Source organism: Pedobacter sp. NJ-S-72, from assembly GCF_053890575.1.
The window spans coordinates 4701414-4727478 of the sequence record NZ_CM132681.1; the positions used below are offsets into that span (position 1 = coordinate 4701414).

19 protein-coding genes and 6 pseudogenes are annotated in these 26065 nt (G+C 39.2%); 20 read left to right on the forward strand and 5 right to left on the reverse strand.

Annotated features, from left to right (window positions below):
- Positions 1 to 229 precede the first annotated feature (229 nt).
- From secA to ACWYN3_RS31170, 12 genes and pseudogenes are all read left to right on the forward strand, one after another.
- Positions 230 to 3549 (forward strand): annotated as a pseudogene (gene secA, locus ACWYN3_RS31115) (preprotein translocase subunit SecA).
- A gap of 81 nt (positions 3550 to 3630) precedes the next feature.
- The gene (locus ACWYN3_RS31120) at positions 3631 to 4062 is read left to right on the forward strand and encodes an SPOR domain-containing protein (protein WP_456217757.1); all 432 of its coding nucleotides are present in this window, start codon (positions 3631 to 3633) and stop codon (positions 4060 to 4062) included.
- 8 nt (positions 4063 to 4070) lie between these two features.
- Positions 4071 to 5258 carry a M20 metallopeptidase family protein gene (locus ACWYN3_RS31125; protein WP_456217758.1) on the forward strand — a complete coding sequence of 396 codons (1188 nt, stop codon included), beginning with the start codon at positions 4071 to 4073 and terminating at the stop codon, positions 5256 to 5258.
- Positions 5259 to 5612: a hypothetical protein gene (locus ACWYN3_RS31130; RefSeq protein WP_456217759.1), complete on the forward strand. Its 354-nt coding sequence runs from the start codon at positions 5259 to 5261 to the stop codon at positions 5610 to 5612.
- A gap of 33 nt (positions 5613 to 5645) precedes the next feature.
- Positions 5646 to 6170, forward strand: coding sequence for a hypothetical protein (locus tag ACWYN3_RS31135; protein ID WP_456217760.1), 525 nt, complete (start codon positions 5646 to 5648; stop codon positions 6168 to 6170).
- A gap of 74 nt (positions 6171 to 6244) precedes the next feature.
- Complete coding sequence (locus tag ACWYN3_RS31140) at positions 6245 to 6667, forward strand: AAA family ATPase (RefSeq protein WP_456217761.1); 423 nt, start codon at positions 6245 to 6247, stop codon at positions 6665 to 6667.
- A 137-nt stretch (positions 6668 to 6804) separates the two neighbouring features.
- Positions 6805 to 7425, forward strand: coding sequence for a DUF4143 domain-containing protein (locus ACWYN3_RS31145; protein WP_456223216.1), 621 nt, complete (start codon positions 6805 to 6807; stop codon positions 7423 to 7425).
- 109 nt (positions 7426 to 7534) lie between these two features.
- Complete coding sequence (locus ACWYN3_RS31150) at positions 7535 to 8134, forward strand: SGNH/GDSL hydrolase family protein (protein ID WP_456217762.1); 600 nt, start codon at positions 7535 to 7537, stop codon at positions 8132 to 8134.
- 76 nt (positions 8135 to 8210) lie between these two features.
- Positions 8211 to 10184: a DNA primase gene (gene dnaG / locus ACWYN3_RS31155; RefSeq protein WP_456217763.1), complete on the forward strand. Its 1974-nt coding sequence runs from the start codon at positions 8211 to 8213 to the stop codon at positions 10182 to 10184.
- Complete coding sequence (locus tag ACWYN3_RS31160) at positions 10184 to 10546, forward strand: YraN family protein (protein WP_456217764.1); 363 nt, start codon at positions 10184 to 10186, stop codon at positions 10544 to 10546. The genes dnaG and ACWYN3_RS31160 overlap by 1 nt, the downstream gene beginning before the upstream one ends.
- 96 nt (positions 10547 to 10642) lie before the next feature.
- Entirely contained in the window at positions 10643 to 11119 is a 477-nt protein-coding gene (locus ACWYN3_RS31165) for a glutaminyl-peptide cyclotransferase (RefSeq protein WP_456217765.1), read from the forward strand.
- A gap of 77 nt (positions 11120 to 11196) precedes the next feature.
- The gene (locus ACWYN3_RS31170; protein ID WP_456217766.1) at positions 11197 to 11652 is read left to right on the forward strand and encodes a glutaminyl-peptide cyclotransferase; all 456 of its coding nucleotides are present in this window, start codon (positions 11197 to 11199) and stop codon (positions 11650 to 11652) included.
- Here ACWYN3_RS31170 and ACWYN3_RS31175 read toward each other — a convergent pair.
- Together ACWYN3_RS31175 and pgi are read right to left on the reverse strand one after the other, a co-directional pair.
- Positions 11629 to 12171, reverse strand: coding sequence for a DUF4251 domain-containing protein (locus tag ACWYN3_RS31175; RefSeq protein ID WP_456217767.1), 543 nt, complete (start codon positions 12169 to 12171; stop codon positions 11629 to 11631). The two genes, ACWYN3_RS31170 and ACWYN3_RS31175, sit on opposite strands and share 24 nt — an antisense overlap.
- 155 nt (positions 12172 to 12326) lie before the next feature.
- A pseudogene (gene pgi / locus ACWYN3_RS31180) lies at positions 12327 to 13978 on the reverse strand (glucose-6-phosphate isomerase).
- Positions 13979 to 14303: 325 nt separating this feature from the next.
- On the opposite strand from pgi, the gene ACWYN3_RS31185 reads away from it, so the two are divergent.
- From ACWYN3_RS31185 to ACWYN3_RS31195, 3 genes and pseudogenes are all read left to right on the forward strand, one after another.
- Positions 14304 to 14645, forward strand: a complete 342-nt coding sequence (locus ACWYN3_RS31185; RefSeq protein ID WP_456217768.1) for a hypothetical protein — start codon at positions 14304 to 14306, stop codon at positions 14643 to 14645.
- Between the two features lie 280 nt (positions 14646 to 14925).
- Positions 14926 to 16005, forward strand: a pseudogene (prfB, locus tag ACWYN3_RS31190) (peptide chain release factor 2).
- A 7-nt stretch (positions 16006 to 16012) separates the two neighbouring features.
- Positions 16013 to 16933, forward strand: a complete 921-nt coding sequence (locus tag ACWYN3_RS31195) for an alpha/beta hydrolase (protein ID WP_456217769.1) — start codon at positions 16013 to 16015, stop codon at positions 16931 to 16933.
- Between the two features lie 7 nt (positions 16934 to 16940).
- Here ACWYN3_RS31195 and ACWYN3_RS31200 read toward each other — a convergent pair.
- Positions 16941 to 17809 (reverse strand): annotated as a pseudogene (locus ACWYN3_RS31200) (transglutaminase-like domain-containing protein).
- Between the two features lie 42 nt (positions 17810 to 17851).
- Between ACWYN3_RS31200 and ACWYN3_RS31205 the strand changes: the two are divergent.
- The gene (locus tag ACWYN3_RS31205; RefSeq protein ID WP_456217770.1) at positions 17852 to 18634 is read left to right on the forward strand and encodes an O-methyltransferase; all 783 of its coding nucleotides are present in this window, start codon (positions 17852 to 17854) and stop codon (positions 18632 to 18634) included.
- Here the strand turns inward: ACWYN3_RS31205 and ACWYN3_RS31210 are convergent.
- Positions 18566 to 19702, reverse strand: a complete 1137-nt coding sequence (locus tag ACWYN3_RS31210; protein WP_456217771.1) for a BamA/TamA family outer membrane protein — start codon at positions 19700 to 19702, stop codon at positions 18566 to 18568. The genes ACWYN3_RS31205 and ACWYN3_RS31210 overlap by 69 nt on opposite strands.
- 150 nt (positions 19703 to 19852) lie before the next feature.
- Positions 19853 to 20152, reverse strand: a complete 300-nt coding sequence (locus ACWYN3_RS31215) for a DUF6686 family protein (RefSeq protein ID WP_456223217.1) — start codon at positions 20150 to 20152, stop codon at positions 19853 to 19855.
- Between the two features lie 294 nt (positions 20153 to 20446).
- Here ACWYN3_RS31215 and ACWYN3_RS31220 point away from each other — a divergent pair.
- The 4 genes and pseudogenes from ACWYN3_RS31220 (at position 20447) to ACWYN3_RS31235 (ending at position 26065) form a co-directional block, all read left to right on the forward strand.
- A pseudogene (locus ACWYN3_RS31220) lies at positions 20447 to 21426 on the forward strand (deoxyhypusine synthase family protein).
- 252 nt (positions 21427 to 21678) lie between these two features.
- Complete coding sequence (locus ACWYN3_RS31225) at positions 21679 to 22302, forward strand: c-type cytochrome (RefSeq protein ID WP_456217772.1); 624 nt, start codon at positions 21679 to 21681, stop codon at positions 22300 to 22302.
- Between the two features lie 38 nt (positions 22303 to 22340).
- Complete coding sequence (locus ACWYN3_RS31230; protein WP_456217773.1) at positions 22341 to 22976, forward strand: cytochrome c3 family protein; 636 nt, start codon at positions 22341 to 22343, stop codon at positions 22974 to 22976.
- A 46-nt stretch (positions 22977 to 23022) separates the two neighbouring features.
- Positions 23023 to 26065: pseudogene (locus ACWYN3_RS31235) on the forward strand (TAT-variant-translocated molybdopterin oxidoreductase).

Sequence of the window (26065 nt, forward strand, 5' to 3'; positions counted from 1 at the left end):
AACGCTTTGCCTAAATTTTAGACAGACTCTCTTAAATTATATTCACCTGATCATTACCTAAAGATGACAATTTGTACTTATCTGCTTAAATAAAGCCAGTATAGCCGTTACAATTACAAGATATTTTGTAGTTTTATCCCTCGATAACTGCCAAAGTGACTTGTCAAATGGTGTGGCTTGGTTGTTGTAAAATGATGATTTTAAAACAAAAAAAACATAAATAGAAACGATGCTAGGATTTTTAACCAAAGTTTTTGGAAGCAAATCAGAAAGAGATATTAAGGCAATCCAACCACTTGTCATTAAGATAAATGAAGAATACGCTAAACTTTCGGCTTTAAGCAATGATGAATTGCGTAACAAAACTGTCTACTTTAAAGACGTAATCGCTAAATCTTTAGCTGAAATTGATACTCAAATAAGTACACTGAAAACTGATGCTGATGGTCAGGATTTATCCTTACCTGAAAAAACTGCCATTTATGAGCAGATCGATGTATTGGTAAAAGACAGAGATAAAGCATTGGAAGTTGTATTGATGGAAATTCTTCCTGCTGCTTTTGCGGTAGTTAAAGAAACTTCAAGACGTTTTGCTGAAAATCCTGCACTTGAAGTAACAGCTTCGGCTTATGACAGAGACTATGCAGCACGCAGAGCCAATGTTAAAATCGAAGGTGATAAAGCTTTCTGGGCTAATTCATGGGATGCCGCGGGAAGTACAGTAGTATGGAACATGGTTCACTATGATGTTCAGTTAATCGGTGGTATCGTATTACACAATGGTAAAATTGCTGAGATGGCAACGGGTGAGGGTAAAACGCTGGTAAGTACATTACCTGCTTACCTGAATGCTTTAGCTGGTCAGGGTGTACACATTGTAACCGTGAATGATTACCTGGCACGACGTGACTCGGAGTGGAATGGTCCATTATTCGAATTCCACGGGATCAGAGTAGATTGTATCGATAAACATGAGCCTAACTCTCAGGAACGCAGAAATGCTTACCTGGCTGATATTACTTATGGTACGAACAATGAGTTCGGCTTTGACTATCTGCGTGACAATATGGCGCAGGAGCCAGGACAACTGGTACAACGCAAATTGCATTTTTGCAATGGTTGATGAGGTCGATTCAGTTTTAATTGATGATGCACGTACTCCGTTAATTATCTCAGGTCCGGTTCCTTTTGGAGATCAGCATGAATTCCATGAGCTGAAACCAAGAATCGAACGTTTGGTTAACGCACAGAGAGAATATGTAACCAAAGCTTTAAATGAAGCTAAAAAATTAATCGCAGATGGTAAGACCGGAACCGAAGAAGGTGAAGGTGGTTTAGCTTTATTAAGAGCACACCGTGGTTTACCAAAAAACAAAGCACTGATCAAGTTTTTAAGTGAAGGAAACAATAAAAATATCCTGCTTAAAACTGAAAACAGCTATATGGCTGATCAGTCGAAAAATATGCCTAAAGTAGATTCTCATTTGTATTTCTACATTGATGAGAAAAACAACCAGGTAGAATTAACAGAAAAAGGAATTGAGCTGATCACTAAATCTGGTGAAGATGAGCATTTCTTCGTATTACCTGATGTAGGTACTGAAATTGCTGAAATTGAGAAATCAGCTTTAGAAAGTGAAGACAAACTTGCTCAGAAAGATGCGTTGATGCGTGATTACTCTATCAAGGCTGAACGTGTTCACTCGGTGAACCAGTTGTTAAAAGCTTATACCTTATTCGAAATCGATGTTGAATATATCATCGATGAAGGTAAAATCAAAATTGTAGATGAGCAGACTGGTCGTATCATGGATGGCCGTCGTTATTCTGATGGATTACACCAGGCGATTGAAGCTAAAGAAAATGTGAAAGTAGAAGATGCTTCACAAACTTATGCTACAGTTACTTTACAGAACTTCTTCAGAATGTACCATAAATTATGTGGTATGACTGGTACGGCAACAACTGAAGCTGGTGAGTTCTGGTCTATTTACAAACTGGATGTGGTAGAAATACCTACAAACAGAGTGATGCAGAGAAATGATGAGCAGGATTACGTTTACCGTACTGTTCGTGAAAAATATAATGCACTTGCAGAAGAGATCGTTATCGTTAAATTAACAGAAGCAGGAAGACCAGTATTGGTAGGTACTACCTCTGTAGAGATTTCTGAACTGTTAAGCCGCATGCTGAAATTACGTGGTATTAAACACAACGTACTGAATGCAAAAATGCACCAGAAAGAGGCTGATATTGTAGCTGAGGCTGGTCAGGCTGGTACGGTTACAATTGCAACGAATATGGCTGGTCGTGGTACCGACATTAAATTAGGTGCTGGTGTTAAAGAAGCAGGTGGTTTAGCTATTGTTGGTACAGAACGTCATGAGTCACGCCGTGTAGACAGACAGTTACGTGGTCGTGCAGGTCGTCAGGGAGATCCGGGTTCTTCTCAGTTCTTCGTTTCACTGGAAGACAACTTAATGCGTTTATTTGGTTCTGAGCGTATCTCTAATATCATGGTTAAAATGGGAATTGAAGATGGTGAAGTGATTCAGCATTCTATGATTACCAAATCTATTGAGCGTGCACAGAAGAAAGTAGAAGAAAACAAACTTTGGTATTCGTAAACGTTTACTGGAATATGATGATGTGATGAACTCACAGCGTTCGGTAATCTATGCTAAACGTAAAAATGCTTTGTTCGGTGAACGTCTGGATGTAGACATGAACAACATGGTATTTGATGTTGCTGAAGATGTTGTTTCTGAATATAAAGAAGCTGGTAACTATGAAGGTTTCAAATTAGAGGTGATTAAAAACTTCTCTTTGGATACTGATATTACTGAGTCTGAATTCAATTCAAGAAGCATTCATATTTTAACGGATAAGTTGTTTGAAGAAGCAACTACTTTTTACGCAAGAAAATCTGAGAACATCATTCTTCAGGCGATGCCGGTATTAACACAGGTGTTTGAAGAACGTGGTGAGCATATTGAGCAAATCGTTGTTCCTTTCACAGACGGAATCAGAAGTATCCAGGTTCCTGTGGAATTGAAAAAAGCAATTGCCAATCATGGCAGAGAAGTAACGAAGTCATTTGAAAAAACTATCGTTCTTGCTTTAATTGATGAATCATGGAAAGAGCATTTACGTGAAATGGATGAATTGAAACAATCTGTTCAGAATGCAGTTTATGAGCAGAAAGATCCCTTAATCATTTACAAAATGGAAGCTTTCAACTTATTTAAAAATATGTTGAACGCGGTAAATAAAGAAGTAGTAAGTTTCTTATATAAAGGTGGTATCCCGATGCAGCAGGAAGCTGATGACATCAGAGAAGTTGAAGCACCAAGACCAGCACCAAGCAGACTTAAGATGTCAAAACCTGAATTTGCTTCGTCAACCAGTACAGGAGATGTACAGTTTGATGACACCCGTGAGGCTGTTCCGCAACAACCGATACGTAAAGAAGTTACTATCGGAAGAAACGATCCTTGTCCTTGTGGAAGCGGCAAGAAATACAAAAACTGTCATGGTGCAGGATTGTAATTTGTAATACACATAAAGAATGCCGATTTTTGTAAAAAGAAATCGGCATTCTTTTTTTTTAACAGTTTTTTACCCCTTCCTATGAGATCATTTTTTACATTTATTATTTGTTGCTTTTCTTTAGCTGGTTTTGCCCAGAAGAGAGGGGAAGTGGTCATTGTCAAAGATCCGCTGGTAGACAGCCTGATTGAGAAGAGGATCGCTTTAAACAAAAAATCGGCTCCTGTAGCTACGACTACTCATAGAGCTGGCGGGGCAATAGTTTCGCAAATGGGCTTCCGTGTACAGGTCTTTTATGGCTCAGACAGAAGACAGACTTTTAATGAACAGGCACGTTTCAAATCGGCCTATCCAAAACTGAACACTTATATTACTTATAAAGTACCTAATTACTATCTCCGTGTGGGAGATTTCAGAACACGTCTGGAAGCCCAGAGACTGATGAATGAACTCAGATCAACATTTCCGACTCTGTTCATTTTCAGAGAAAAAATCAATGCACCCCGTTTATAGCCAATCAGATGATTAATAAAGAACAGATTCAAAATTTAGCACATACTATCTTTCAGGACGTTGTCGGTTATCGCCAGCATCTTCACATGAATCCGGAACTTTCTTTTGAAGAGTTTCAGACCTCAGCATTTATTAAGGACAAACTAACTACATGGGGCATCCCTTTCACGAGTATGGCTAATACTGGTGTAGTTGGCCTGATTAAGGGAGATCTGCCGTCTGAAGAGGTTATCGCCCTGCGTGGTGATATGGATGCTTTGCCAATCATTGAAGCGAATGATAAGCCTTATGTTTCGCAGAATCCGGGTGTAATGCACGCCTGCGGACATGATGTACATACTTCTTCTTTGTTAGGAGCTGCTTATATTCTGAATCAGATGAAGGCAGAGTTTGGGGGAACAATTAAACTGATTTTCCAGCCGGGTGAAGAAATTCTGCCAGGCGGTGCAAGTCTGATGATTGCTGAAGGTGTATTGGAAAATCCAAGACCAGCAAGTATTATCGGACAGCATGTAATGCCGTGGATTGATGCCGGAAAAGTTGGTTTCCGTTCGGGTATTTATATGGCATCAGCCGATGAATTATATGTAACTGTTAAAGGAAAAGGCGGACATGGTGCGCAACCTCAGCAGAATATTGACCCGGTATTGATTACTTCTCATATTATTGTTGCCTTACAGCAGATTGTGAGCCGTAATGCAGATCCAAGATTACCTTCTGTGCTTTCTTTTGGAAAGGTAATTGCAAATGGTGCGACTAATATTATTCCTAATGAAGTGAAACTTGAAGGAACCTTCAGAACACTGAATGAAGAATGGCGTGCAGAGGCGAAACGTCTGATGAAGAAAATGGCCGAAGGTATTGCCGAAAGTATGGGCGGCAGCTGTGAATTTAACATCATGCATGGTTATCCTTTCCTTGTAAATGAAGAAAAACTAACTGCAAGTGCACGTGGTTATGCTGAAGATTACTTAGGTAAAGAAAATGTGGTTGATCTGGATATCTGGATGGCTGCAGAAGATTTTGCTTATTATTCTCAGGTAACTGATGCTTGTTTCTACCGTTTAGGTACAGGAAATGAGGCTAAAGGAACTAAATATTCTGTCCACCATCCTAATTTTGATGTGGATGAGGATGCTTTGAAAATATCTACTGGTCTGATGGCTTATATAGCTTTAAAGCAATTGGGTAACTAAATGAAGAGTTTGCTTATCGCTGCTTTAATGGTATGCTGGTATGGAGGATTTGCGCAGCAGATCCCCCGTTTTAATCCGGATACGATTAAAACCATTCAGCTGGATTCTAATGTGAATATCGTAGCGCAAAAGCTAAGTGTGGAAACCTTTATTAAGGCTATTACGACTGATACGAGTTTCTATGCTGCGTTCAGAAAGATGAAAAAGTATAGTTTCATTGCTGAAAACCGCATTTTCACTTATGACAAGAAGAATAAAATAAACGGAAAGATTTATCGCAAGATCAGACATTCCAATTCAGGTCCTGTAAGAATGGAGTATCTGGTTAAACAGGATACAGGTAAGGTCTTTTAGAAGAATGGCAAATATCAGCTATACACCGTAGAAATGTTTGATTATATTTTTATGAATGCTTATAAGTCTGACCTGGTTTCTGATGCACCAACTTCTTCTCCGGGAGGAAAAGGTGATACCAATTCAGGTTATAAGGATAAATTGAAAACGTTGATTTTTAATCCGGGAAAACCGGTAAAGGGAATCCCTTTTATTGGAAGCAAAACGGAAATTTTTACGGCGAATATGCGCCAGTATTATGATTATAATTTCCAAAGCGGAACTTACCTGGATTCTATTCCGGTATATCGTTTCAAGGTTAGCGTAAAGGATGATTTGAGTAAATGGACTAAGGATGGTTTGATGATTAAAGAGCTGGTTACGATTTTTGATAAGCGTGATTTTGCAATCCTTGGCCGTTATGTAGATATGAAATACAGTAATATGCTATTTGATTTTGATGTGCAGATGAACATTGAAATGGGGTATTTCGGGGAGGATAAATTACCAACCAAAATTACGTATATCAGGGTAATTGGAATGTGCCTTTTAAGAAAGAAGAGCGGGCAAGCTTTTTGATATTGCATAAAGATTACCACTAAAAACAACTAATTATCCTTGCAAATCGAATATTTAATGTTATAATTGCAAGGATGATAGCTAGGAAAGTAAAACAGGAAATCGTTGAATTGCTAGAAGAATTTCCGGCAGTAGCTGTATTAGGGCCTCGTCAGGTTGGTAAAACAACACTAGCGATAGAGATTGCTGATTCAATGACGCAGGAGTATATTTACCTGGATTTGGAGAGCCCTGCTGATCAGGCTAAATTGAGCGAAGCTGAGGCTTATTTTGAGTTCCATAAAGGAAAACTAATTATTCTTGATGAAATTCAGCGTGTCCCTGAACTTTTTGCTATTCTTCGTGGAGTTATTGATAGAAGGCGTAAGCAAGGGTATCGAACCGGTCAGTTTCTTATTCTTGGATCTGCTTCTCTGGATCTTTTAAAACAATCGTCTGAAAACTCGCTGGACGTATTGCGTACAAAGAATTATCAGGGCTTAACGCAATTGAAATAGAATCTGATGAAAGAACACAAGATGAGCTTTGGCTTAGAGGCGGTTTCCCTGATAGTTTTCTGGCAAGAAGTGATGAGTCAAGTTTAAGATGGAGGTTGAACTTTATCAGTACTTATCTCGAAAGAGATGTCCCTCAATTGGGACCCCGAATTCCAGCTGTAACTTTAAGACGGCTTTGGACCATGCTAGCTCACCATCAGGGAGGCCAGCTTAATGTTGCACATCTTGGCGCAAATCTTGATGTCACTGCGCCAACGGCAAAAAGATATATAGAATTATTAGAGGATTTATTATTGATCAGAACAATACGTCCATGGTCAGGAAATATTGGAAAAAGACTTGTTAAATCTCCTAAGATATATATTAGAGACAGTGGTCTTGTTCATGCGCTACTTCAGCTGAAGACGATTGAAGACATCTTAGGGCATCCGGTTGTTGGAGGAGCAAGCTGGGAGGGTTTTGTTATGGAAAACCTACTTTCCTGTTTACCCATAGGTGTCACACCATGGTTTTATCGTACAGCCGCTGGTGCAGAAATTGATCTCGTTATCGAACAAAATCTGAAAAGTATATATGCTATTGAAATAAAAAGATCAATGACACCAGTGCTATCAAAGGGGTTTTATTTGGGTTGCGAAGATGTTGGTGCTACAAAACGTTTTGTAGTTTATCCGGGAAAGGAAAGTTTCTCTATTTCTAAGGAGGTTAAAGCGGTGACTTTAACTGAAATGATGCGCATAATTAACGAAATTAGTTAATATTAAGCTTTACCTAAAAAACAGCTAAATTGGTTACCTTTGATTCCCTGGGGATTTTAACCAGATTTCCGGCTGTACAAACCTATTCTAACCATCAAACCGCATGTTAATGAAAAGACTTATCCAAACCATGGCATTTCTGGCTGCAGGATGCCTGTTGATTACTTTTACGGCTATGAAAGCCAAATCTAAAAAGATTATTTTCTTTGGAGATTCTATTACTGAGCAGGGTGCTAAGCCCGGTGGTTATGTTGATCTGATCAGCAAAACATTAAGTTCCTCAGCCTACGAAGTAGTAGGTGCTGGTGTGAGCGGTAATAAAGTATATGACCTTTATCTGCGTTTAGAAGATGATGTGTTAAACAAGAAACCTGATGTGGTGGTTATTTATATCGGCGTAAATGACGTTTGGCATAAACAGACTTCTCATACGGGTACTGATCTGAATAAGTTTGTAAAATTCTACCAGGCTTTAATTAATAAAATTCAGGCTAACGGCGCTAAAGTTGTGGTTTGTACACCTGCTGTAATTGGAGAGAAGAAGAACGGTGCTAATGAAATGGATACTGAACTGGATAAGTTTTCAGTTGCTATTCGTGAACTGGCAGTTAAAAATAAGCTGCCGTTGTGTGATTTAAGAAAGTTGTTTACGGATTATGATTTGCAGAATAATCCGGAAGATCTTCCGAGGGGGGATTTTGACAACTGATGGAGTCCATCTGAATGAAAAAGGTAACAAAACTTTGGCTGAGACGTTGTTACCATTTGTAAAGTAATTTGTTTTAATGATATATCAGGATACTATTAACAAAATCATGGACACTTCCCGTATTGAGGAGGTTGTTGGTGATTTTGTGTCTTTAAAAAAGCGTGGGACAAGTTTAATTGGTAACTGCCCTTTTCATAATGAAAAAACACCTTCTTTTCACGTATCGGTAACTAAAGGTATTTATAAGTGCTTTGGTTGCGGTAAGGGAGGGGATTCTGTACGTTTCATTATGGACCACGAGAAGTATTCTTATCCTGAGGCTTTAAAATACCTGGCGCAGAAATACAATATTGAGGTTGAGGAGAAGGAAGAAAGCCCGGAAGTTCTTGAGGCTAATAATGCAAGAGAAAGTCTATATGTAGTATCTTTATATGCGGCAAATTATTTTGCCAACGAGTTATGGACTGGTGAACAGGGACGCGCAATCGGGCTAAGCTATTTTAAAGAACGCGGGTTCCGGGAAGATATCATTAAGAAATTTGAATTGGGATATTCTCCTGATCAGTGGGATGCTTTAATCTTAAGTGCAGCTTCGGCAGGGCATAAGGAAGAGTATCTGGAAAAGACTGGTCTAGCAATCCGCAATGAGAAAGGAAAGGTTTATGACCGTTTCCGTGGCAGGGTAATGTTCCCTATTCATAATTTTACGGGCAGGGTGATTGGTTTTGGTGGCAGAACGCTAAAAACTGATAAGAATGTTCCGAAATATGTCAACTCTCCTGAAAGTGATATTTACCATAAATCGAATGTGCTTTATGGCTTGTTTCAGGCTAAGAAGGCTATTCGTGATGCTGATAATTGTTATCTGGTAGAGGGTTATGCGGATGTACTTTCTGTACATCAGGCAAATATTGAGAATGTAGTGGCCTCGTCTGGTACTTCACTGACTATAGAGCAGATCAGGCTGATCGGGCGTTTTACACAGAACGTAACTATCTTATACGATGGGGATGCGGCGGGTATTAAAGCTTCACTACGCGGACTGGACATGATCCTTGAAGAAGGGTTGAATGTGAAGGTTGTTAACTTTCCTGATGGCCATGACCCGGATTCGTATATGCACAAGGTTGGTGCTGGTGCTTTTAAAATCTATATAGAAAATAACCGTAAGGATTTTATTCTTTACAAAGCTGACACGCTGCTTAAAGAGGCGGGGACAGATCCGATTAAACGTGCGGGTATTATCAGGGATATTGTAGAAAGTATCGCAAAGATACCTGATGATATTAAAGCTTCTGTCTTTATCAGGGAATGCAGCCATCTGCTCCAGGTAGAGGAGCGTATGCTGATGACTGAACTGAATAAAATCAGGGCAGCTAAGTTTAAAAAAGGGGGCCAGGGTGGGCAGCAGTATCAAAGACCATCCGGTAACCAGTCGTCTTCTCCGTATCCGGATGGGCCGCCAGATAATCTGTTTGATGATAATGCCGGTCCTGACCTTCCGGAGATAGAGGTCGCTGCAGACGATGATTTACTACAGGAACATGAGATCATCAGACTTTTATTAGCTTTTGGGCATGAGCTGGTGAGCTGGGACAATATTGATAATATGTACATCGGATCGTTTATCATGCAGAATCTGTCTGATGTAACTTTCGAAGATGAAATTTGTAAACTGATTATTCAGAATTATAAAGAAGAAATTGAGAACGGACATTTACCTGTAGCAAATCAGTTTATCACCAATGAGGATCGTAAAATCGCAGATTTGGCAATTACTTTATCTACTTCTCCGTATTCACTAAGTGAGAACTGGTATAATAAACATCAGATTTATGTGCGGGATGAAACAGTTAATTTGAAAGCTACTATTCTTGGTGGGCTTTATCACCTGAAAAAGAAGAAAGTTGAACGTCTTTTATTAGGTTTATTGCAGGAAATAAAGGTGGAACCTGACCCTGTTAATCAGGATATTCTGATGAAATACGCTTTTATGAAAAATGTGGAGCGTGAGATATCTAAATTTTTAGGCTCAGTAGTTATTAAATAATGGCAGCACATAACGAGCTGGGGAAAAGAGGGGAGCTGCTTGCAGCAAACTATCTGGAGACCTGCGGTTATCGTATTCTGGAAAGAAACTGGGTTCATAGAAGGGCAGAAATAGACCTGATTGCTTTTTATGACAGTAAGCTTATTTTTGTGGAAGTAAAAACCCGTAGCTCTGTCAGCTATGGAGAACCGGAGGATTTTGTGGACTGGAAGAAAGAGAAACAATTGGAATTTGCCTCCTCTGTTTATATCGAAAGAAAGAACCATCAGGGGGAAATTCGGTACGATATTGTTGCAATTGTTTTTGAAAATGAACAACTTTATAAAATTAATCACATCGAAGATGCATTTTGGCCAAACTAATACGCTTATCAAATTACCTAAATTAATCCTACTGATCTGTGCGCTTACGGGCATTACTTTCGTGATTTCTGTAAAAGTGGTGGCAGTCATAGTGAGATGCTGAGTTTCAAAATGCCTGAACAGGGACAGGGTTACGGACTGGGTGAAGACGTTAAAGTACAGCTGAATGTACCTGCGGATGATAAAATCAGTAGTGTGAACTATTTGCTGGATGGTAAAGTGGTTGGATCAAAGAATAATGCAGAAGCGTTGACAATCAAAACTGATGGTTTATCTCTGGGTTATAAACTGATCACAGCAATAGTGGATAACGGAGCTAAGAAAGATACGGTTACGATTAATATTGTCTTAAAATCGGCGGTTAAACCGACTGAATTTAGTTATAAAGTTATCAATACATTCCCGCATGATACAAGTTCATATACACAAGGGCTAGAATATCATAATGGCCGTTTACTGGAAAGCAGCGGTGAATATGGCTTTTCTACTTTAAAATGGGTAAACCTGCAAACTGGTAAAGCGTCTCCAAAGATCGATCTGGAGAAGAAATTCTTTGGAGAAGGTTTACGCTGATCGGGATAAAAAAAAATCTTCTGCTGACCTGGAAAGAAGATATTGGCTTTGTTTATGACGCGAAATCTTTAAAACAATTGAGCACTTTCCCTTATCAGAATAGCAGAGAAGGCTGGGGACTGGCGTTTGATGGAAAGCGTATCATCAAGTCTGACGGAACGAACAGGATCTGGTTTTTAAACAAAGATACCTATCAGGAAGAAAGTTATATTGATGTGTATGACAATAACGGTCAGGTAGATCAGCTGAATGAACTGGAGTATGTTGACGGAAAAATTTATGCGAATATCTATCAGACAGATAAAATTGCTGTTATTGACCCTAAAAACGGCTCTGTAGTGAGTTATATAGATCTGACCGGGATCTTGCCTGCAAAAGATAGATTTCCTAATACAGATGTCCTGAACGGCATTGCGTGGGATGCTGCTGGTAAGCGTCTTTTTGTTACAGGCAAGAAGTTTAGCAAACTGTTCCAGATACAACTGGTTCCGGCTGTTCAAAATAGGTCTTTATTGCTTGTTTTCCTTTTTTAGCTTGGGCTCGTTTATCGTTCCGGTATAGCTAATGGACTGCTGACTATTACTTGTGATGGTCAGCGAAGCGTTGCCTGTTTTGGTCACGGAAAGTGTCAGGTTGTAATTGTCTTTCACATCTTTTGGCTTCATCTGGATCAGCCATCCGCCTTTTTTATTCTTTGTGCTTTTATAACTGAAATCTTTAGACTTGAATTTGATCCCGCTATCATTAGAGTCTCCTATTTTTGGGGTATAAGAACGGCCATAATACGGAAGGTAAGCGACAAGACTGTCTGGTGTGATCGATAGGTCATAGTTTGACCCGTTGAGGTTAATATTGCCTCCGCCTGTATAACCAGGCATTTTACTCATTACGTTATTGATGTCTGCTACATTTAAAGGAGTTGCACTTGTGGCTGCAAATACATAATTCTTAGCGTCAATAACTTTTGCTGTGGTTTCCTGATCGCTCTGTGCTTTAAGCTGTAAGCCTGAAAAAAGCAGGGCCAGGATTAGAAAATTTTTAAACGTTTCCATTTGTATTTATTTATGTGTGTAGAACTTAGATGATCTTTTGATACAAAGGTTTAAACAATAACTAAAGATACGAATGAAAACGTTTATATAATAGAGCTGTTTTAAAGCTTAACTGGCACTTTACGAGTTTATTAAGCTTTAAAACAGCTCTTGAACTATCTCCAGTTTTTATACTGGTTGATCAGTCCGTTGGTCGAAACATCATGTGAAGAAACTGCATCGTTATTCTTCAATTCAGGAAGGATGCTTTTTGCCAGTTGTTTTCCCAACTCAACGCCCCATTGATCGAAACTGAAAATGTTCCAGATAATTCCCTGAACAAATATCTTATGTTCATAGATCGCAATCAGGGTTCCAAGACTACGTGGAGTAACTTTCTTCAATAAGATAGAGTTAGTTGGTCTGTTACCTTCAAAAACTTTGAATGGTGCAAGTTTTTCTTGATTTCTTCTTCAGATTTGCCTTCTTTTTTCAATTCTGCGGTAACCTGTTCTTCGGTTTTACCGTTCATCAGGGCTTCTGTCTGTGCAAAGAAGTTAGATAGTAAAATCGGATGGTGTTCGCCTATAGGGTTTAAACTTTGTGCGGGTGCGATAAAGTCACATGGGATGATACGCGTTCCCTGGTGGATCAATTGATAAAATGCGTGCTGACCGTTTGTACCTGGTTCTCCCCAGATGATCGGGCCTGTTTCGTAAGTTACGTCGTTACCGTTACGGTCTACATGTTTCCCATTACTTTCCATATCTCCTTGTTGGAAATAGGCAGCGAAACGGTGTAAGTACTGATCGTATGGCAAGATCGCTTCTGTTTCTGCATCAAAGAAATTGATATACCATATGCCAATTAAAGCAAGGATTACAGGAACGTTATTTTCGAATGGAGTATTTTCAAAGTGTTCATCTGCCGAATGAGCACCAGCAAGTAATTCTTTGAAATTAGCAAATCCTACGCTCAGGGCGATAGGCATTCCGATCGCACTCCATAAAGAGTATCTTCCGCCAACCCAATCCCAGAAACCAAACATGTTTTCGGTATCAATACCAAATGCAGCTACATCTTTAGCATTGGTTGACAAGGCCGCGAAGTGTTTCGCTACGTCATCTTGTTTTGCACCTTTGCTCAGAAACCATTCTCTTGCTGTATTGGCATTAGTCATTGTTTCCTGAGTAGTGAACGTTTTAGAAGCTACCAGGAATAAGGTGGTTTCAGGATCAACTGTTTTCAGGGTTTCTACGATATGTGTGCCGTCAATGTTAGACACGAAATGCATTGTTAAATGGTTTTTATATGCTTTTAAAGCTTCAGTAACCATTACTGGCCCTAAATCAGAACCACCAATGCCGATATTTACTACATCTGTAATTGCTTTACCTGTATAACCTTTCCATGAGCCGGAGATGATTGCTTCACTGAATTTCTCCATTTTGGCTAGTACTTCGTTTACACATCGTCCATGACATTTTTACCATCAGCATAAACCGGCTTATTGCTCTGGTTACGCAATGCGGTATGTAAAACGGCTCTGTCTTCTGTCTGATTGATCTTTTCTCCGCTAAACATCGCCTTAATGGCTTCATCCAGTTTACATTCTCTGGCAAGCTGCATGAGTAATGCAAGGGTCGTATCATTGATCCTGTTTTTAGAATAATCCAATAGGATATCTTCGAAAACTAGGGAAAACTTCTCAAAACGCTTTTCATCTTCTGCAAACAGTTGTTTTAAGTTTTTCTCATTGATGTCAATGAAGTGATCGGCCAGATATTTATAGGCCGCTGTCTCTAAAAAAATTTATGGTTGGTAGCATAATGTTGGTGTTTCTTTCTGTAAATGTAATGATTTATAAGATGAACTAAATGTCGTCAGAATGGGTTGTAATTAATAGTAAAAAAGACACTAAGTAAGAATATTTTACTTTACACTGTTGTTTGGTAAACATTAATGTTCATCCTCCTGATGTTACTAGTTAAATGGGCAGCTCCCATCCGGAATATAAGCTGATAGTTAATGTATTATAAGATTAGATGCAATGATCTGATTTTGAAGAAATAGTGCTTTTTTTATCGTGCATCTCTGGTTTTAATTATATTATATTTAATAAAAAATAACTTTCACCTATAAAACTACCCATCATGTTAGAAAATTTAAATCAATTGGTAAAAGATAGTACTCAGGATGCTATCGTAAATAATACTGATATTCCTAATGAGCACAATGAGGCTGCTATTTCTGCTGCTTCGGGCTCTATCATTGATGCCTTAAAACAACAATTGTCTTCTGGTAATATCGGGGGTCTTGTTGACGCATTTAAGGGTGGGAATATTGAAGGAAGTGCTGTTGCTCAGGATGCCTCGGCAGGCTTTGTTGATAAACTGGCTGGTATGGGTATCAATCTGGATACTGCTAAAGGAATTGCGGCTTCTGTGATTCCCGGTATAATCGGTAAATTCATTAATAAAACAAAAAACAAATGATCCTAATGACAGTTCTTTTGATATCAAAGATGTCCTGAGTAAAATATCAGGGCCGGATGGGAAATTTGAACTGTCTGATCTGACAAACTTGTTCACTGGTGCTAAAGAAGGCGAAGCTGGTGCTCAGGGTGGTGGTATTGTAGATAAGCTTAAAGGGCTTTTTAGCTAAACACATAAAAGAAATTTGACAAAAGGCTATCTGGACATTGTTCAGGTAGCCTTTTGTGTTTAGCAACTGTTTAAATTTAAACGGGGTCTTAATATTTATATATTTGTGATTATGACAAAAGAACAAATACAGGATTTAAGGGACAGAGTAGCGTCACTGAGGAGGCATCTTTGACGTCGAAACCCGACTCGAAGCTATTTACATAGAACAGGAGCTTACCTTACAAACAGATTTTTGGGATGATCCTAAAAAGGCTGAAAAGCATTTAGCGGAAATGAACGCTAAAAAAGTGTGGACTGATGCATGGCAGAAAGTAACGCTGAATTTGAAGATACACAGGTGTTATTTGATTTCCTGCAATCAGGAGATGCGACCAAGGAAGAGATGGAGGAGCAGTACGAAAGATGTCTGCACCTGATCGAGGATCTGGAATTAAAAAAACATGCTGAGCAGCAAGGAAGATCAGCTGAACGCGGTAATGCAGATTACTGCCGGAGCTGGTGGAACTGAAAGTTGCGACTGGGCAGCAATGCTGATGCGGATGTATATCATGTGGGGTGAAAAGAACGGCTACAAGGTAACTGAACAGGATTTTCAGCCTGGTGAGGTAACGGGTGTAAAAACGGTTACTTTACAATTTGCGGGAGATTTCTCTTATGGATATTTAAAAGGAGAAAATGGAGTACACCGTCTGGTTCGTATTTCACCTTTTGATTCTAATGCACGCCGTCATACTTCATTTGCTTCAGTTTACGTTTATCCTTTAGTGGATGATACTATTGAGATCGAAATTAAAGATGCTGATATAGAATTTGAAACTTTTTCCGTTCTGGTGGAGCGGGTGGGCAAAATGTAAATAAAGTGGAAACAGCGGTACGATTGTATCACAAGCCTTCTGGTATTGTAATTAAAAACCAGGAGTCGCGTTCGCAGCTGCAAAATAAGGAGAATGCATTAAGGCTCCTTAAATCACAGTTGTATGAGGCGGTAATGCGTGAAAGAATGCTGGCATCTGCGGCAGTAGAAGGCTCAAAGATGAAAATAGAATGGGGCTCACAAATCAGGAACTATGTTTTACATCCGTATAAACTGGTCAAAGATCTGAGAACTAATTACGAAACTTCAAATGCTCAGGCTGTCCTTGATGGAGAGCTGAATGACTTTTTGAAAGCATATTTAATGGAATTCTAATGAATAAATGCTGGTTGCTAATTTTGGTTATGGGAATAATAGGTTTGAATGGGGTAAATGCTCAGGAAATCATGAAATTGTATCCGGGGAAAATACCGGGGGCAATAGCTGCACCTGTTACGTATATAGGAAGGAAAAGGAAACAATCATCAATGGGAAAGTCTTTGGACTGAGCAAGGTCACTGACCCTTCGCTCAGTCTTTATAAAGCTGATCCGCTGAAAGCAAATGGAACAGCTGTTATTATTTGCCCGGGTGGCGGCTATGCATTTCTGGCAACTGACCACGAAGGGGAAGAAGTGGCACGCAGATTTGCTGCATTGGGTGTAACAGCCTTTGTTTTGAAATATCGGCTGCCAAGTGATACGATTATGACAGATAAGTCTTTCGGTCCTTTACAGGATGCTCAGCAAGCAATTTATATGGTGCGTAAAAATGCAACAGCCTGGGGTATTAATCCTGCTAAAATTGGGATTATGGGTTTTTCTGCTGGCGGACATCTTGCGGCTTCACTGGCTGTTCATTATGCAGACAGTAAAATTAAAAATACTGAAGGATTGAGTTTGAGACCAGATTTTGCTGTTCTGATCTATCCTGTAATCAGTTTCACTGCTTCTGCACATACCGGGTCTGTAAAAAATCTGATCGGTGCTAATGCCAGTCAGTCACAAAAAGAATATTTCTCTAATGAGCTGCATGTGAATGCACAAACTCCAATAAGTTTCCTGGTGCATGCGAATGACGACGATACTGTACCAGTTGAAAATACCATCCTGTTTAACCAGGCCATGGTGAAGAACAAAGTTGCTGTGGAAACACATCTTTACCAGGCCGGAGGGCATGGTTATGGAATGCACAACAAGAAAACTTCTGATGAATGGTTTCTTCGTTTACAGGAGTGGATGGCTGGTAATCATTTACTGGATTAGAAATGGCCTAAATTTCTGGATTGATCAGAATATCCTGTAATTCTTTCAGTTCCTGTACCTTCTCTTCTGAACCCAGATTCTCATAAGCTGAGATCAGGTTACGGATAATCCTGCGTATAATTTCCACGTTACTGCAAGGGGCATAGAATCCTGGTAATGGTTTCAGATTAAGCTGACGCAGAAACTGGTCTACATCATGTTTGCAAAGATCGCTCCCTTATTGAAGGCATTTATATAAAACAGGACACCGAACTCATGCTCTTCTCTTTTACTCTCATCAATATAACCGAGGATGAAGTGCTGCGGCAGGTTGACACCATAAACCGGAATATCAAGTTTCTGTGCAATGGTTGCATATATAATTGCCAGTGAAATCTGGTTCCCCTTTTTAGTTTCGAGTACCTGGTTAATATAGGAATTTTGCGGATCATGGTGATTTTTCGTATTCCCCTTGAAGCCGTGTATGTTGTAAAAAATATGGTTAATGAGTTTGATCTTTTCTACAGAACTCATCTCATACTGTAAGCTGGTCCATATTTCTCTTTTAATTTCTTCGAGCTGATTGATTACCTTTTGTTCGTCAAGATCGGGGTACTGGTAGCGGTTGATCACTAAAGCTCCTTGTAAAAGATCAAAAGCCCCACTCTGATACCAAAGGTTAAGGTCTTCTTTTACAGTATTAAACTGGATTTGATGAACGATGTTTTCAATTCGTTCCTGTAATAAAGTGTCGAGTGATTTTTCCCATTCTGTTTCCAGAAAATGAATTACAGAGGTTCCATGTTCGAGCAGTCGCTTTGCGACTTGTTCGAAAACTTCAGGATCAGTATCATCCAGTAATTTTACCAGTGCTTTTATTTCTGTACTATTTTCCATTAAAATACCAATTAGAATAATCGTTTATCTATTTTTGCAGTTATGGCATTACAATTTATCAGTGACTATCTGAAACATCGTTTAACCTCTAAAAGCAGACACGGAACTCATTCACCCTTTGTTTATCATTTGGTAGATGAGGTAATTTACGACTTTAACTCCAAAACTGAATATAAAGGCATTGAGGAACAAAGAAAAAAACTTTTAAATGACGATGCCTTAATCACGGTTACGGATCTTGGTGCGGGTTCTCATCTGAACAAAAACCGTACTAAAAAGGTAAAAGAAATCGCTAAAAATGCTTTAAAATCACCAAGGCTTGCGCAGTTGATCTATCGCCTGGCTAAAAATAGTAAACCTGCTAATATAATTGAACTGGGAACTTGTCTGGGGATTACGACGGCTTATTTGTCTAATGGCTGTCCTGATTCGGACATTATTACGATTGAAGGTTGCCCGGAGACTGCAAAAAAAGCATATCAGAATTTTCAGGATCTTGAACTGGATAATATAGAACTGCAGGTTGGTAACTTTGACGAGCTATTGCCAGCAGTTATTGAACACGCTCCTCAATTGGATTTTGTCTATATCGATGGTAATCACCGTAAAGATGCAACTATAAATTATTTCAAATGGTGTCTGCCTAAGGTGCATGAAAATTCATTACTGATCTTCGATGACATCTATTGGAGCAAAGGGATGAAAGAAGCCTGGGAAGAAATAAAAAACCATCCGGATGTTACAGTAACTGTTGATTTATTCTGGATAGGTCTTGTTTATTTCAAAAAAGGGCAGAAAAAAGAGCATTTTAAGATTAAATTCTAAAAATGCTTCTGCAAGGCTCAGGTAAAACCCTGATTGTCTGGCTTCGTTAGGCCTTTTTTCTCCAACGGCATAATCTGCTCTTACGCTCAGGCCTTTAGCCGGATCGTAGAAGTATCTTACCCCAGCACCGAAGGATGGTTTAAACTGTTTAAGAGAGAAATCGCCATTAGCAAAAACACGTCCGCCACCACCAAATGCAACTAAACCAAAGCGGTTATTGTAGCGGTAGCGTAATTCTGTTTGTGCTGCCAATAAGTTTTCATCTCTGTAGCGGCCCGAATAATAACCGCGCATCATTTCGTCATTACCGAGTTGTGGTAAAAGATAGAATGGGGTATTACTGCTTTGTACAGTATGATAAATCCCGTTAACACCTAATACGAATTTTCTGGAAATTGGCCAGAAGTTACGGACAACAACTTTGATCTGACTGCCTGAAAAGTCATTTCCACCAAAGATGTTTGGCGCGTACTGGTAGGATACTCTTCCGAAAAATCCTTTAGTAGGGTAGTTGTTTGAATTTCTTGTATCGTAAGTCTGGGATACACCAAGATAGACAACTGATCCGCCGTTTTTACCTAATACAGCAGGGTCTGTAGCATAAATTCCTCCCGGTTCTTTATCCTTGAAACTAAAGTTCTCGAATCCCAGGGATACTCCTGTATAGGCAAATGGAAGGATGTTTTTCTCTACGTCAAAAAAGGCCCGGACCTGGCGTTGTACCAGCCTGTCTTTATTAGCTTCAAGGGTTTGGTTACCTATTCCGAAAAAGTCAAAAGGCATGCTTCTGAAACGCAATTCGCTGATCAGGTGAAAAGTATTATGTTTTGTCCATACGTCGCCTTTCAGGCTGACATTATATTGTTTCTCAGTAGAAAAAGAAAGTACGGTAGAAAAATTAGAACTACGGTTTAAGGTATCTTTTCTGTCCAGATATGTCGAATAAAGACCGCCAAAACCAAACTCTAAACCTGTCTCCTGTGAATATCTTAGCAGGGGAAGCGGCATAAAACTCGCTTTACGCGTAGTGTCTACATCCTCTGATAGCATACGTTTGATCAGTTTCATTTGTCCAAATCCATGAAGCGTTGAGAGCAATAGGGTGGTGCAAAGTAAAAATTTTCTCATTAGAAGGGGCTGCGCGCTTTATAAATGGTAAAATAAAGGCGCTAAAGTAAGCAATATTAAGAATAAAATCAGGCTGTGCTTTAATTATCGCTACTGGTTTGTTCCCGGCTCTGTTCCCATCAGGGTGTAGACTTCTTTCATGAATACGGCTTCGTTTAACATAGAACGGAAAGCATCCAGCTCTTCATAAGTAAAAGCAAAGCTGATATCTTCATGTGGTGTACGTAATAATATTCGCTCTTTCTTATCAGGAAAAGGGAGGCTTGTCTCAGTAAATGAGAAGTTTTCAATGATATCCTTGAAATTCAAAAAGTCGTTGTGGGTGAAGTTTAATAGCAAATTATTGTGCCATATGTAAAATACATCGCAGCAAGCAATGAGAAATTGCAGTGTCTTTTCCTGAACTTAAAACTGTTGTTTTGCACATAATATTGCATTTTTGAGTTTAACCATTAAGCATAAAAAATGAGAGCGTCTTTCTGGAATAATTCAAACATAACACATTATTTATAATAATTCTAAATAAAATAGAGTATTAATTTTTACCTATATATAATTAGGTGTCCTGTCTTTTTTTTATCCCGGTTGTTCATTAATAATATGGTCTGTGAACCGGAACTCGTTTTTACATAATATTTACTAATTTTGCGGCGGTTTATACAAAACAGAATAATCTTAATTAAAATGAGCGTAACAAGAGGACCAATATCAAAATTCATGGAAGGGCACTACCTCCATTTCAATGCAGCAGCAATGATGGACGCGGCTAAAGGCTATGAAACGCATTTAGACGAAGGTGGTAAAATGATGATTACCCTTGCAGGTGCAATGAGTACTGCTGAACTGGGAATTTCATTAGCGGAGATGATCCGTCAGGATAAAGTTTCTATAATTTCATGTACAGGTGCGAATCTGGAAGAAGATATTATGAACCTTGTTGCCCATTCACATTATAAACGTGTACCTAACTACCGTGATTTAACTCCTCAGGACGAGTGGGATTTATTAGAAAACCATTATAACCGTGTAACTGATACTTGTATCCCTGAAGAAGAAGCTTTCAGACGTTTACAGAAACATATCCAGGATATCTGGTCAAATGCTGAAAAAGCAGGTGAGCGTTATTTCCCACATGAATATATGTACAAAATGTTGTTGAGCGGTGTGCTTGAACAATATTATGAAATCGATCCTAAAAATTCATGGATGCTTGCAGCTGCGGAAAAAAATCTGCCGATTGTAGTTCCGGGATGGGAAGATTCAACAATGGGAAATATCTTCGCTTCCTATGTAATGAAAAACGAATTAAAAGCTTCTACTGTGAAAAGCGGAATTGAGTATATGGGTTACCTTGCTGACTGGTATATTAAAAAAGCGGTGGAAAAGGAATCGGATTCTTCCAGATTGGTGGTGGTATCGCCGGAGATTTCCCGATTTGTGTAGTACCTATGCTGTATCAGGATATGGAAATGGAGAACATTCCTTTCTGGACTTACTTCTGTCAGATCTCTGATTCGACTACTTCTTACGGATCGTATTCTGGTGCTGTTCCTAACGAAAAGATCACCTGGGGCAAGCTGGATATCAATACGCCTAAGTTTATCGTCGAGTCTGATGCGACGATTGTAGCGCCTTTGATTTTCGCATGGATATTAAAAATGTAAATTAAAATTCCAAATCCTTCTTTGGATTTTGTAAGTAAGAAAATCAGCAAATAGAAAAATTTGCTGATTTTCTTCGTTTAAAGCCATAAAAAGGAAAAGTTTAGAATGATTATAAATTGTATTTACTGTCATTTCTTTGTCATTGGTAACTTAATAAATTTTACTTTTGTGGACGTTTTGGTGAAGAACAAGAGTTTAAACATCAATCGTTTATTAGTTTTTTAAAAAAAAATAAAGCATAAAATACTCATTATGAGGAATATCTCATTGATCATTAGAAGAGTTTGGAAGTCGGCATTTATGTTTACGGCTCTATCTGTTTTAATCGTTTCTGGTACGCAAGCACAAGACGCAGTAGAAGGTAGAAAAATCTTCAAGGAAAAATGTACTTCATGTCATGCACTGGACCGCGATTTGATCGGCCCGGCATTACAAACGATTGTACCTACAAAGAGCGAAGCGTTTTTGTTGAAATGGATAAACAATGCTCCGGCATTTATCGCGTCGGGAGACAAAGAGGCTGTAGAGGCTTCGAAGTTCAATCCGAATGCCGATATGACAGCGTTTCCATCATTAACGCCTGAGCAGATTAAAAGTATCCTTGCTTACGTAAAGGCAGGTGAGCCTAAAAAAGTTGAAGCTGCTGGCGCTGCTACTGGTTCTGATGAAGTTTCAAACTTCTCTATCGTAGGAGTAATTGCAGTAATCCTGATCTCTATTATTGTATTGGTGATCCTGGCAAGAGCAATTAAGATGCTTGAGCGTCTGATCCTGAAAAAACAAGGTGTAGAAATCGAAGAAGAACAAGAGAAAGTTTCAATGATGGCTGGCATTGGTCAGTTATTCAAAAAAACAAGAAGTTTGTTTTCTTTGTGATCCTGTGTTTAGTAATAAGCTTAGGTTCATTTGGATGGATGGGGATGTGGAACACTGGTGTTGCCACTGGCTATCAACCAACTCAGCCAATTAAATTCTCTCACGAATTGCACGCTGGTGTGAACCAGATTGATTGTCAGTACTGTCATGCTGGTGCATTTGAATCTAAAAACGCAACCATACCTTCGCTTAACGTTTGTATGAATTGTCACAAACAGGTTCAGGCCAGAGACAGCCATGATGGAAACATCTCTCCTGAGATTCAGAAAATCTACAATGCATTGGGTTACGATGCAGATAAAATGACTTATGACAAGTCTAAAGAAAAACCAATTGAGTGGGTACGTGTTCACAACCTTCCTGATTTCGCTTACTTCAATCACTCTCAACACGTTGTTGTAGCTGAAGAAGCTATCCGTAAAGAAAAAGGGTTGAAACCAAACGAACCGGTTTGTTTTGCTTGTCACGGACCAGTTAATACAATGGAAGAGATCTATCAGTATTCTCCTCTAACCATGAAATGGTGTATCAACTGTCATAAAGACACCAAATTAGAAGTTAAAGACAACGCATTCTACACCAAAATTATTGAGGCTCATGAGAAAATCAAAAAAGGTGAGAAAATTACACCTGCAGCATTGGGTGGAATTGAGTGTGGTAAATGTCACTATTAATAGAGTTTAGTAAAAAGAACGTTCGATAAACAGTAATATAGCTTAAATGGAAAGCAATAAAAAATACTGGAAAGGCTTAGAGGAATTTAACAAGACCTCCGATTTTGTTGAAAACAACAAAAACGAATTTGCGGAGCCGCTTCCAATAGAAGATGTTTTAAATGAAGCAGGAGCAGGATTAAGTACAGTAACTCCTCGCCGTGACTTTTTAAAAGCCTTAGGCTTTGGTCTTGGTGCGGTAACACTTGCCGCTTGTCAGCCTGCTCCGATTCACAAATCAATACCTTACCTGATTAAACCTGAAGAAGTAATCCCGGGTATCCCGAATTACTATGTTTCAAGTTATAATGGCCAAAGTATCCTGGTGAAGACCAGGGAAGGAAGACCTATCAAAATTGAGCCAAATCCTAACGCAGGAGAATTCAATTGTGGTACTGATGCTCAGGCTCAGGCTTCTGTACTTGATTTGTACGATGTTTCGAAACTTAAAGCACCTGTATTAAAGAATGATGAGACTACCTGGGCGAAGGTTGATGCATTTGTAGCTGCAGAGCTGGCAAAAGCAAAAGCTTCGGGCAAGAAGATCCGCATCGTTTCTTCATCTGTAAACAGTCCTTCTACTAAAGCAGTAGTTGCAGACTTTATAGCTGCTTACCCTGCAACAAAACATGTACAGTACGATGCAGTATCTTATACTGGTATCATCAAAGCAAATGAGAATAGCTTTGGTAAGGCTGTAATACCTAAATATAACTTCGACAAAGCTGACTTAATCGTGAGTTTTGCTGCTGACTTTTTAGGAACATGGATTAGCGAGAGAAGAATTCACTTCTCAGTATGTGGCTAACAGAAACCACAAATCACTGGCAAAAGGCAAAATGTCCCGTCATTTCCAGTTCGAAGCTGGTATGAGTTTGACAGGTACCAATGCTGATACACGTATCCCGGTTAAATTATCAGAGCAGGGTCCTGCGCTGATTACCTTATATAATGAAATCACTGGTGGCAATTTAGCTGGTGGTTCTTTACCTAAGAATGGTACTGCAGAAAAAGCACTTAAACTGATTGCTAAAGAATTAGTTCAGCAAAAAGGAAAAGCTTTAGTTGTATGTGGTTCTAACGATGTTTCTACTCAAATCCTGGTAAACGCGATCAACGCTGCTATTGGCAGTTATGGTACAACTATCGATTTGGATAATCCTAACAAACGTTATTCAGGTAATGATGCTGAATTTGCTGAATTCTTAAATGAGATGAACAGGGGCGAAGTTGCTGCTGTATTCTTCTTAGATAATAATCCTGCTTACGATGTGGTTAATTCCAAATCATTCACTGATGGATTAAGTAAAGTTCCATTGAAAGTTTCTTTCTCAGACCGTAAGGATGAGACCTCTACTTTATGTGATGTAATTGCAACTAATCAGAATTACTTAGAGGCATGGGGTGATGCAAACAGCTACGAAGGATCTTATTCTATCGTTCAGCCAACAATCAACCCGGTATTCAATTCACGTCAGGCTGAAGAAAGTTTACTGATCTGGTCTAACGCACCTGTTAAAGAGTACTACCAGTATGTACGTAACAACTGGGAGAAAAATATACTTCCTGCTTTAGGTAAAACATGGAATGATGTATTAGAGACTGGAGTATTTGCTTCAGCACCTAAAACAGCAGGAGCTTACAGCTTCAATCTTTCTTTAGCAGCTGTTGCTCCATCAGTAGTAAAAAGCAGTGCTGCTTTAGCTAAGGATATCGAGCTTCAGGTTTATGAAAGTGTAGCAATGCGCGATGGTAGACATGCAAACAATGCATTTTTACAGGAATTGCCTGACCCGGTTTCTAAAGTAACCTGGGATAACTACATCGCTCTTGCGCCTAAATTCGCAGAGTCTTTAGGAATTAAAGAATTTGATGTTGTTGACGTAAAAGGAAGCAACGGATATACAATCACTTTACCAGTTCTGGTTCAGCCAGGACAAGCAATTGGTACTGCTTCTATAGCTTTAGGTTATGGACGTACTAAAGTAGGTAAGGCTGGTGATAATGTAGGTAAGAATGCATATCCATTTGTAACTTTCAGCAATGGAACATTACAGTATGCAAATACCATCACGATTACTAAAACTGGTGCTACCAACGAGCTTGCTCAAACACAAACTCACCACTCTTTTCGAAGGAAGAAACATTATCCGCGAAGCAACTTTCAAAGAATATGTGAAAAAAATCCTTCAGCTGGTACTGGTAAGCATGACAGCGAACATAAAACTTACGATTTATGGGATAAATATGAGAAACCAGGAAATAACTGGGTTATGGCAATCGATCTGAATGCTTGTACTGGTTGTGGTTCTTGTATTGTAGCCTGTAACGTAGAAAACAATATCCCTGTAGTTGGACGCGATGAGGTTCGCAGACGCAGAGAGATGCACTGGATCCGTATTGACCGTTACTATAGCTTTGAAGAAGGTGATAAGAGTGTGTCTGAGGAAAAAGAGATTGCACACATGGAAAATCTTGACCGTGTAACTGTTGTACATCAGCCGATGTTATGTCAGCACTGTGATCACGCTCCTTGTGAAACTGTCTGTCCTGTACTGGCAACGACTCACTCTTCGGATGGTTTAAACCACATGGCTTATAACCGTTGCGTTGGTACTCGTTACTGTGCAAATAACTGCCCATATAAAGTTCGTCGTTTCAACTGGTTTAACTACTGGAATGATTCACGTTTCGATAACTACCTGAACAATGAATTCACTCAACTGGTTCTTAACCCAGACGTGACTACCCGTTCAAGAGGTGTTATGGAGAAATGCTCAATGTGTATCCAACGTATCCAGGCTGGTAAATTGTCAGCTAAGATTGCGAAACGTCCGTTGAAAGATGGAGATATCAAAATGGCATGTCAGGAAGCTTGTTCAGCAAATGCAATTATATTTGGTGATGGCAACGATCCGGAATCAGAAGTATCGAAAGCATTACGCAGTGAGCGTATTTACTATGTATTGGAAGAGGTAAACACTCAACCGGGAATAGGTTACATGACAAAAATTAGAAACACAGATTCATTACCAACAGTACAAGCGTAA

Excerpts from the sequence above, each read along its gene's own strand:
- ACWYN3_RS31120 (WP_456217757.1), top strand. The coding sequence starts at position 3,631 with ATGAGATCATTTTTTACATTTATTATTTGTTGCTTTTCTTTAGCTGGT.
- ACWYN3_RS31125 (WP_456217758.1), top strand. The coding sequence starts at position 4,071 with ATGATTAATAAAGAACAGATTCAAAATTTAGCACATACTATCTTTCAG.
- ACWYN3_RS31130 (WP_456217759.1), top strand. The coding sequence starts at position 5,259 with ATGAAGAGTTTGCTTATCGCTGCTTTAATGGTATGCTGGTATGGAGGA.
- ACWYN3_RS31135 (WP_456217760.1), top strand. The coding sequence starts at position 5,646 with ATGTTTGATTATATTTTTATGAATGCTTATAAGTCTGACCTGGTTTCT.
- ACWYN3_RS31140 (WP_456217761.1), top strand. The coding sequence starts at position 6,245 with ATGATAGCTAGGAAAGTAAAACAGGAAATCGTTGAATTGCTAGAAGAA.
- ACWYN3_RS31150 (WP_456217762.1), top strand. The coding sequence starts at position 7,535 with ATGAAAAGACTTATCCAAACCATGGCATTTCTGGCTGCAGGATGCCTG.
- dnaG (WP_456217763.1), top strand. The coding sequence starts at position 8,211 with ATGATATATCAGGATACTATTAACAAAATCATGGACACTTCCCGTATT.
- ACWYN3_RS31160 (WP_456217764.1), top strand. The coding sequence starts at position 10,184 with ATGGCAGCACATAACGAGCTGGGGAAAAGAGGGGAGCTGCTTGCAGCA.
- ACWYN3_RS31165 (WP_456217765.1), top strand. The coding sequence starts at position 10,643 with ATGCTGAGTTTCAAAATGCCTGAACAGGGACAGGGTTACGGACTGGGT.
- ACWYN3_RS31175 (WP_456217767.1), bottom strand. The coding sequence starts at position 12,171 with ATGGAAACGTTTAAAAATTTTCTAATCCTGGCCCTGCTTTTTTCAGGC.
- ACWYN3_RS31185 (WP_456217768.1), top strand. The coding sequence starts at position 14,304 with ATGTTAGAAAATTTAAATCAATTGGTAAAAGATAGTACTCAGGATGCT.
- ACWYN3_RS31195 (WP_456217769.1), top strand. The coding sequence starts at position 16,013 with ATGCTGGTTGCTAATTTTGGTTATGGGAATAATAGGTTTGAATGGGGT.
- ACWYN3_RS31205 (WP_456217770.1), top strand. The coding sequence starts at position 17,852 with ATGGCATTACAATTTATCAGTGACTATCTGAAACATCGTTTAACCTCT.
- ACWYN3_RS31210 (WP_456217771.1), bottom strand. The coding sequence starts at position 19,702 with ATGAAACTGATCAAACGTATGCTATCAGAGGATGTAGACACTACGCGT.
- ACWYN3_RS31225 (WP_456217772.1), top strand. The coding sequence starts at position 21,679 with ATGAGGAATATCTCATTGATCATTAGAAGAGTTTGGAAGTCGGCATTT.
- ACWYN3_RS31230 (WP_456217773.1), top strand. The coding sequence starts at position 22,341 with ATGGGGATGTGGAACACTGGTGTTGCCACTGGCTATCAACCAACTCAG.